Source organism: Bradyrhizobium sp. Leo170 (assembly GCF_004296405.1).
GTDB lineage: Bacteria > Pseudomonadota > Alphaproteobacteria > Rhizobiales > Xanthobacteraceae > Bradyrhizobium.
The window spans coordinates 1-8,179 of the sequence record NZ_PSRR01000371.1 but is presented as its reverse complement, the minus strand read 5'-3'; the positions used below and the strand labels follow the sequence as shown (position 1 = coordinate 8,179).

At 64.7% G+C, this 8,179-nt stretch carries 8 protein-coding genes and 2 pseudogenes; 4 read left to right on the top strand and 6 right to left on the bottom strand.

Annotated features, from left to right (window positions below; all coding sequences use genetic code 11):
- Both CWO89_RS48440 and CWO89_RS37245 read right to left on the bottom strand, forming a co-directional pair.
- A pseudogene (locus tag CWO89_RS48440) lies at nucleotides 1–142 on the bottom strand ((R)-mandelonitrile lyase); the annotation flags it as partial.
- A 23-nt stretch (nucleotides 143–165) separates the two neighbouring features.
- A complete protein-coding gene (locus CWO89_RS37245; RefSeq protein WP_130583346.1) occupies nucleotides 166–864 on the bottom strand; it encodes a ribonuclease activity regulator RraA in 699 nt (232 codons plus the stop codon).
- A gap of 24 nt (nucleotides 865–888) precedes the next feature.
- Between CWO89_RS37245 and CWO89_RS46335 the strand changes: the two genes are divergently transcribed.
- Genes CWO89_RS46335 through CWO89_RS37230 form a run of 4 tightly spaced genes read left to right on the top strand, consistent with a single transcriptional unit; the run spans nucleotide 889 to nucleotide 3,655 of the window.
- Nucleotides 889–1,071, top strand: coding sequence for a hypothetical protein (locus tag CWO89_RS46335; protein WP_165421482.1), 183 nt, complete (start codon nucleotides 889–891; stop codon nucleotides 1,069–1,071).
- 4 nt (nucleotides 1,072–1,075) lie between these two features.
- Nucleotides 1,076–1,807 (top strand): 5-oxoprolinase subunit PxpB, encoded by a 732-nt coding sequence (pxpB, locus tag CWO89_RS37240; protein WP_130583348.1) that lies wholly within the window; start codon nucleotides 1,076–1,078, stop codon nucleotides 1,805–1,807.
- On the top strand, nucleotides 1,804–2,847 hold the full coding sequence (locus CWO89_RS37235) for a 5-oxoprolinase subunit C family protein (protein WP_130583345.1): 1,044 nt from the start codon (nucleotides 1,804–1,806) through the stop codon (nucleotides 2,845–2,847). The genes pxpB and CWO89_RS37235 overlap by 4 nt, the downstream gene beginning before the upstream one ends.
- Before the next feature lie 34 nt (nucleotides 2,848–2,881).
- On the top strand, nucleotides 2,882–3,655 hold the full coding sequence (locus CWO89_RS37230) for a LamB/YcsF family protein (protein ID WP_130583344.1): 774 nt from the start codon (nucleotides 2,882–2,884) through the stop codon (nucleotides 3,653–3,655).
- A 145-nt stretch (nucleotides 3,656–3,800) separates the two neighbouring features.
- Here the strand turns inward: CWO89_RS37230 and CWO89_RS37225 are convergent, their stop codons facing one another.
- The 4 genes and pseudogenes from CWO89_RS37225 to CWO89_RS37210 form a co-directional block, all read right to left on the bottom strand.
- Entirely contained in the window at nucleotides 3,801–3,953 is a 153-nt protein-coding gene (locus CWO89_RS37225; protein ID WP_165421481.1) for a hypothetical protein, read from the bottom strand.
- A 175-nt stretch (nucleotides 3,954–4,128) separates the two neighbouring features.
- On the bottom strand, nucleotides 4,129–5,730 hold the full coding sequence (locus CWO89_RS37220) for a sulfite reductase subunit alpha (protein WP_130583343.1): 1,602 nt from the start codon (nucleotides 5,728–5,730) through the stop codon (nucleotides 4,129–4,131).
- A complete protein-coding gene (locus CWO89_RS37215; RefSeq protein ID WP_130583342.1) occupies nucleotides 5,727–7,505 on the bottom strand; it encodes a NirA family protein in 1,779 nt (592 codons plus the stop codon). Before CWO89_RS37215 ends, CWO89_RS37220 begins: the two co-directional genes overlap by 4 nt.
- A 345-nt stretch (nucleotides 7,506–7,850) precedes the next feature.
- Nucleotides 7,851–8,179: pseudogene (locus CWO89_RS37210) on the bottom strand (CmpA/NrtA family ABC transporter substrate-binding protein); the annotation flags it as partial.

The window sequence follows — 8,179 nt, the reverse complement described above, 5'->3', positions numbered from 1 at the left end:
CACCCGGCTCGAAGGAGACACGCGAACAGTTTAGCCGCGCCGGCGCGGGCGCCATGATGACGGGATCCTGCAGCACCGTGCCGGTGAAATATTCGGCCGGCCCGCGACGGGTCGGCCGCGTGCCAGCGATATGGATTTCCATGCGCTTACCTCGCTCTTTTGATGTTACTTCTTGCTTGCGGCGTAGCGCGCCTTGGTTTCGGCATTCATCGGATAGAGGCCCGGCAGTGGCACGCCATTGTTCACCTCATTGACGATCCAGGCTTCCATCCGTTCCTGCTCCGGCCCTTCGGCCAGCACCTGGTCGATGAAGGCCTGCGGGATCAGCACCGCGCCGTCCTGGTCGGCGACCACCACATCGTTCGGGAACACGGCCACGCCGCCGCAGCCGATCGGCTCGCCCCAGCCGACGAAAGTCAGGCCCGCGACCGACGGCGGCGCGGCAAAACCGTTGCACCACACCGGCAGTCCCGTGCCGAGCACGCCTCCGAGGTCGCGCACCACGCCGTCGGTGATCAGCGCGGTCACGCCACGCTTCACCATTCGCGCACAGAGAATGTCGCCGAAGATTCCGGCGTCACTGACGCCCATGGAATCGACCACGGCGATGCAGCCTTCCGGCATGGCCTCGATCGCAGTGCGGGTCGAGATCGGCGACGACCAGGATTCCGGCGTCGCCAAGTCCTCGCGCGCCGGCACGAAGCGCAGCGTGAAGGCCGATCCGACCAGCCGTTTCTGGCCCGGCTTGAGCGGCTTGGTCCCGCGCATCCAGACGTTACGCAGCCCCTTCTTGAGCAGGACCGTGGTGATGGTGGCGGTGGACACGTGCGACAGCGTCGCGATCGCTTCTGCAGTGAGGGACATCTTGAAAGATCGGCTCCGGTGGGAATGAATTGGCGCGCGCATCTTGCGAGCCGCGGCACTCGCGTCAAGGGCGAGAATGCAAATCACCGATTACGCTATCTTATCGCCAGCCTGCGGTTTAATTTATTGAAGTTGCTTGGTGATTTTTCACAGGCCGAATTCCACTGCGCAGCAAAACACGCTAGCTTGATGCTCGATGAGCAATGATGCCATGGCCGCCCGCGAAGCCCCACCCCGTCTTCTGCCGAGTGGCGACAGCGCCATCACGGTGGAATTCAGCCGCGATATCGATGACGCCGCCAATCGGCGGGTGCTGGCGCTCGACCGCACCCTTGCCGTGGCGCCGATCGCCGGCGTGACCGAGACCGTTCCGACCTATCGTTCGCTGCTTGTGCACTATGATCCCCTGCAGATCGGCTTCGAAGCGCTCGGGGAACAACTGCTCACGCTGGCGCAGCGCCCCGATCCGGCTGCCGCAAGAATCCGGCGCTGGCGCATCCCCGTGGCATATGGCGGCGAACATGGCATCGACCTTGATGACGTCGCCAAGGCCCTCAACACCACGCCCGACGAAATCGTCAGGCGCCATGTCGCCGGCGACTACCGCGTCGCCATGATCGGCTTCACCCCCGGCTGGTCCTATCTCAGCGGCCTGGACAAGTTCCTGCACATGCCGCGTCGCCAGAATCCACGGGTGCTGACGCCGGCCGGCACGATTTCGATCGGCGGCGTGCAGACCGGGATCCAATGCATCGCCGGACCCAGCGGCTGGCACCTGCTCGGCCGCACCGCGGTCCGCACCTATCAGCTTCACCGCGATCCGATCTTCCTGCTCGAGCCGGGCGACACCGTCAGCTTCACGCCGGTCGACGCCAGGACCTTCGCCGAGCAGGACCGTGCCGCGGAAGCCGGCGAGTTTGTCGCCGAATTGGTCGCCACATGAGCAAGCTCATCGTCTCCTCGATCGGTCCGGCAAGTTCCGTGCAGGATGGCGGCCGTCCCGGCTCGCAGCGCTATGGGCTGACGCCGAGCGGTGCGATGGATCGTCTGGCCCTGGCGGCCGCGAATACGCTGGTCGGCAATGAGCCGTTCGCCGCTGCAGTGGAGATCGGTCCGTTCGGTGCGAGCTTCACCGCGCGCTGCGGCGCGGTACACATTGCGCTCTCGGGCGCCTCCCGCAGCGCTGATATCGCGGGGCGAACCGTGGCGTTCGATACCTCGGCGACCTTGGCCGACGGCGAGACACTGACACTCGGCTTTGCCAAGGGCGGCGCGTTCAGCTACCTCGCGATCGAGGGTGGCATTGCGGGGGAGCCGATGTTCGGCAGCCTCGCCGTGAACGCGCGCGCAGGCCTCGGTAGCCCCTATCCGCGTCCGCTCCAGAACGGCGATGAACTGCAGGTGCAGCGCGCCAGCGGCGCGGCCGAGCGGCGGATCGAGTTGCCCGAACAGCCGGAGGCGCCGATCGGCATCCTGTTCGGTCCGCAGGACGACGAATTCTCCGAGGACAACAAAAACCTGTTCCTCGACAGCGAATGGACGATTTCCGCGACCAGCGACCGCATGGGCTACCGGCTCGAGGGCCCGGTGATCAAGCATCTGCACGGCCACAACATCGTCTCCGATGGCACCGTGAACGGCAGCATCCAGGTGCCCGGCAACGGCCAGCCGATCGTGCTGATGCCGGACCGTGGGACCAGCGGCGGCTATCCCAAGATCGCGACCGTCATCTCTGCTGATTTCGGCCGCTTTGCCCAGATTTCGGCTGGACACTCGTTCCGGTTCAAGGCGGTCACGATGGCTGAGGCGCAAGCCGAGGCGCGAAAATTCGCCGAACTGCTCCGTACCCTGCCCGACCGGCTGCGCCCGCTCGAAAGCCTTGATCTCAACCTCGAAGCCCTGAGCGCGGCCAATGTCGCAGGCCACGCCGTCAACGCCGTCGACGCCGCGACATGGCAGGTCGCGGAATCAGCGACTAGCTAGCCAAAAGCCACCCACGCAAAGCGGGACAAGCACCATGACTGCTACCATCGACCTCAACTGCGATCTCGGCGAAAGCTTCGGCCCATGGGAGATGGGCAATGACGCCGCGATGATCGAGCTTGCGACCTCCGTCAACATCGCCTGCGGCTACCATGCCGGCGATGCCGACATCATGCGCCGCACCGTGGACCTGGCAAAGGCGCGCGGGGTGAGCATCGGCGCGCATCCCGGCTACCGCGACCTCCATGGCTTCGGTCGCCGCCCGGTTCCCGGCCTGAAATCATCCGAGATCGAGAACCTCGTCGCCTACCAGATCGGCGCGCTGCAGGCGATCGCGACCGCGGCCGGCCACAAGGTCACCCACGTGAAGGCGCATGGCGCGCTCTCCAACGTCGCGTGCGAGGACGACATGACGGCGAGAGCGATCGCGAGCGCGATCAAGGCAGTCGATCCGAGCCTGATCTTCGTCGTGCTTGCCAACTCGAAACTGGTGCGCGCCGGCGAGGAGGCCAATCTCCGCCTGGCGCATGAAGTGTTCGCCGACCGCGCCTATGAGGACGACGGCAATTTGGTCTCGCGCAAGAAACCGGGCGCGGTGCTGCACGATCCCAAGGCGATCGCCGATCGCGTGGTGCGGATGGTGCAGGACGGCGCGGTGGTCTCGGTGTCAGGCAAGGTGATCAAGATGCGGACCGATACGGTCTGCATCCACGGCGACACGCCCGGCGCGGTCGAAATCGCGCGCGGCGTACGGCAGGCCTTGAAGGATGCCGGGATCGCAGTCGCGCCGTTCAAGACGGCGCATTGATAGTCCGCTGAAGGGCCAGCCCGCTCTCCCCGTCATTGCGAGCGCAAGCGAAGCAATCCATCTCACCACTTGCGGAGGCATGGATTGCTTCGTCGCTATCGCTCCTCGCAATGACGGCCGGAGACGATCGAGCCAAGCAATGTTCTTAGAACGGATGGACGGAGAGCGTGCCGAATACGATCGCCGCGATGACGGCGAATGCGCTGTAGAGCGCAATCGTATGGAATCCTGTTCCCGATTTCCGCGACAGGCTGCGCGCGTAAAGATGCAGGCGGGCTTCCGCCGATAGTTCGCGCATCGTCGATCTCCAGTGCGACATCCGCCGCATATGGAATATCGTTCGCGCTCCGACGCAAGACGGCCCCCAAAATAGTGATACCGGCGCTGCCGGCCGGTTCCTTCGAGGGGAATACTTCTCCGGCCAGCTTCACGTGAAGAATATTATTCGTTCGAATTTGCGCCGGATTTCGTGATCAATAGACGTCGAGCTGGAACCTGCTCTTCTTCTTGAGGTCGGCGACGAAGGCGACCGCCTCATCCACCGAGCGGGCGCCGAACTGGGCGACGATATCGACCAGCGCGCGCTCGACATCCTTGGCCATGCGCTTGGCGTCGCCGCAGACATAGACATGCCCGCCTTCCGCGAGCCAGGTCCACAGTTCGCGGCCGACCTCGCGCATGCGGTCCTGCACATAGAACTTCTTCTCGCCGTCGCGCGACCAGGCGAGCGACAGCCGCGTGAGCAGGCCCGCCGTCTTCATCGCATTGAGTTCATCAGCATAGAAGAAATCGCAGTCGCTGCGCTGATGGCCGAAGAACAGCCAGTTCTTCCCCTGCGCGCCGGTGGCGCGGCGGTCGAGCAGGAAGGCCCGGAACGGCGCGATGCCGGTGCCTGGACCGATCATGATGATCGGCGTCTTCGGATCCTGCGGCAGCGCGAATCCGTGCGCCTTCTGAACGTAGACCTTCAGCTCGTCACCAGGATTGATGCGTTCGGCCAGGAACGTCGAGGCAAGCCCGAGCCGCTTGCGCTTGTTGATGATGTAACGCACGCAGTCGACCGTCAGCGACAATTTTCCGGGCGTCGCGTTGTGCGACGAGGAGATCGAATAGAGCCGCGGCTGCAGCGGCTCCAGCGCCTCGACAAAAGCTTCCGGATGCGGCCGTACCTTCGGGAATTTCTGCAGCACCGCCATCACGTCGAGCGTGGCGGCGTCGCCGTCGGGATCCTCGCCTTGCGCCAGCGCCCGCGCCTTCTCGCGCTGCGCGCCGCCGGTCAGATAGGTGATCAGTTCGAACAGCGAGTCCGGCGCCGGCGACAGCGAGACGTCGTTGAGCAGTACCTCACGCAGCGTCTTGCCACGGACTTCAGTCACATGCGAGGCGCCGAGCAGCGCGATAATCTGGTCGACCAGGCCGAGATCGTTCTTGGCAAAAATGCCGAAGGAATCGCCTACGACATAGTCGATCCCGCAGCCGGAGAGATCGAACTCGATATGCCATGTCTCCTTTTCGGAGCCGGGCTTGTTGAGGAGACGGCGCGAGACAAATTTCGCCGGCACCGGATTGTCGCGCGAGCGTCCGGGCTCGCCGGCAGGCGTCGCGTTCGCAGTCACGGCCGCTGGTGCAGACGGTGCTGATGGCGCCTTGTCGAGCTCTTCATACAGCGACTTCAGCATCCGCGCGGTGTCCTTGCCGCCGGGGACGCAGAGGTTGAGCCGCGCTTCGCTCTTGCCCGCGATGGCCTCGGAATAGTCGTGGCAGTTATAGCCGCACTGCCCGCAGTCCTGCTGCGCCATCGCCGCCATCATGCGCCGCCGCAGCGGCCGGCCCTCGGCGAGCTTCATGCGGTCGGCGATCGGCATGGTCTGGTCATGCCACGGGGCTTCGCCGTCATCGCCATCGCCGGTCGCCCCCTGCACAACAGCCGCGTCATACTCCGCTGGCAATGGCGTCGCAGCGTCGGGCGACAGCAGCCCGGCAAAGAAGCCGTTGAGCCAGGAGCGCTGCGCTTCGGAGAACGGCGCGCTGGTGGGGATGATGTCGAGTTTCGGTGGAGGCGTGATCTGGTTCATGCGGATGCCTCGGCGAGCTTGCGCAGCGTCTCGCCATCATGGCGGCGCGCGAAGGAAAGGAAGGGTTCGTCGGCAGATGAACGATGCGCGAGATAGGCCTTCAGCAGCTTCTCGACTGTCTTCGGCGCGTCGTCCGCCTTGAGGTCGTGATAGACCTCCTGCCCGACATCGGCATCGGGGCCGAAGCCGCCGCCGGTGAAGAGATGATAGCCCTCGACCGGATCAGCATCCTCGCCGACATCCACTTTCGCCGCGATCAGGCCGATGTCGCTGATATAGTGCTGCGCGCAGGAATGATGGCAGCCGGTGACATGGATGTTGACCGGCTTGTCCATGGCAACGCGCGGCTCGCACCAGTCGCCGATCTCAGCGGCGTGGCGCTTGGTATTCGAGGCGGCAAAGCGGCAGCCGGCATTGCCGGTGCAGGCAATCAGCCCGGCGCGGATGTGCGAGGCCTCGACCGCGAGCCCGATCGTCTTGATCGCGGCGATCGCGAGTTCAATATTCTCGTCGCGCACGCCTGATATCAGCAGGTTTTGCCAGACGGTCAGGCGGATCTCGCCGTCGCCGAGATCGCGCGCGATCTTGGCCAATCCACGCATCTGCTCGCAGGAGACCTTGCCGAGCGGCAGCGACACGCCGATCCAGTTCAATCCCTCCTGCTTCTGCTTGTGCACACCGATATGCGCCATGCGGTCCGTCAAAGGCCGCGGCGCCAGCGCCTCAGTCGGCACGCGGGTGAAGGGTTGCTTCAGCCGCTCCTCGACCAGCTTCAGGAACTGGTCGTGACCGATCCCGTCCAGAACATATTTCAGCCGCGCCTTGTTGCGGTTGGTGCGGTCGCCGAGATCGATGAAGACGCGGACGATGGCGTCCGCCACCTTCGTCGCCTCCTCCGGCTTGACGATGATGTCGGAGTATTTTGCAAAATCCTTGTGCCCGGTGATGCCGCCGAGGCCGAGCCGAAACCAGACGCCGGGCTCCGCTCCAAACCCGTCCTTCACCTCCACCGCCGTGAAGGCAATATCGTTGGTCTCCTCCAGCACTGCGATCCGGCCGCCGCCATCGAAGGCGACATTGAACTTGCGCGGCAGGCCGTAGAGTGAGCGGTCGTTGAGGATGTGGTGGTGCCACTCGCGGGCGTAAGCGCGCGTATCCAGGATTTCCTGCGGATCAATCCCTGCGGTCGGTGTGCCCGTGACGTTGCGGATATTGTCCGCGCCGGAGCCGCGCGAGCACAGGCCGAGGTCCTGGATGCCCTCGATCAGTTTCACCGCATTCTTCGGCGGGATTTCGCGCACCTGCAAGTTCGCGCGCGTGGTGACGTGGGAGTACGGGCCGCAGAGTTCTTCGGCGAGATCGGCCAGCCCCGCAAACTGCCAGTGCTTCAGGATGCCGTTTGGAATGCGCAGGCGGCACATGTAGGAATCCTGCGCCGGTGCGACGTAGAACAGGCCGAAATAGCGCCAGCGGAAATTATCGGCAGGCGACGGCGGCGCGTCGTCGAGCGCCTGTTGCTTCAGGCGCGGATAGGCATCGAAGGGATGCTCGTCGCGTTTGAATTTCTCCTGGTCGACGAGCTTCTTGCCTGACGCGATGACCTTGTCCTGCGCCTTGATATGCGCGGCATCCGGGCCGGTCGGCTCGGCATTGGCTTTGGCGGCGCCGCCGCCAAGCCCGCGGCCGACCCGGCTGATCTGCAGGCCGGTGGCAAAGCCTTCGAGGTAGCGTTTCTGCTCGTCGGAGAAGTCGACTGAGAGCGGCTCGATTTTCATGGTCTGCGACGAAGCTCCTGCGGCCACGGCGAGTGGCGTCAACGGTGGAAAGCGACCGCTCGGAACCAGCCTGGCACTGCCTTGCTTGATTCCTGGGAACGGTCCGATCAGCTTCGTTGCTGCGGAAATCCATCTTGGACGTGAGCCAGCAGGCATCTGCGACAGGCTGGCCGCACTGCAACATTCAAGTTGCGTGCCAGACGCCGCCGAAGACAATATCACGCTATTTCAGTGTATTAGCCGAACCGCCCGGGAGCCCGGAGGCTAGCCGCGTTGCGAATTTTCGAGCAGCGCGCTCAAAATTTAGCCGACCTGTGGCAACTGCCCACGATCGCAGCACGAATCTTACGGCTTCCAGTAACCGATCTTGAACGCGGCCAGATGCCCCCGAATATCGTTGGGATCGAAGGCCGGCCCGGCGAAAGCGCCGATCGGCAGCGGCACATCGGCGGGCGCCGGCCGACGTCCCACAGCCGCGTCGTAGAGATCCGGCCGGAACACGTCCATGGCCGTCTTGAGGGCGTCCGGCTTCATGGCCGCCTGCCCCCATCGCACCATCTGCGCATAGAGCCACGCGGCCTGCACCGGGTCGGGTCGCGCCGCGCCGCGCCGGCCGACCAACAGGTAGCGACCGCTTTCGCGCTTGGCGCCGTCGGGGGAGATCTTGAGCCGCC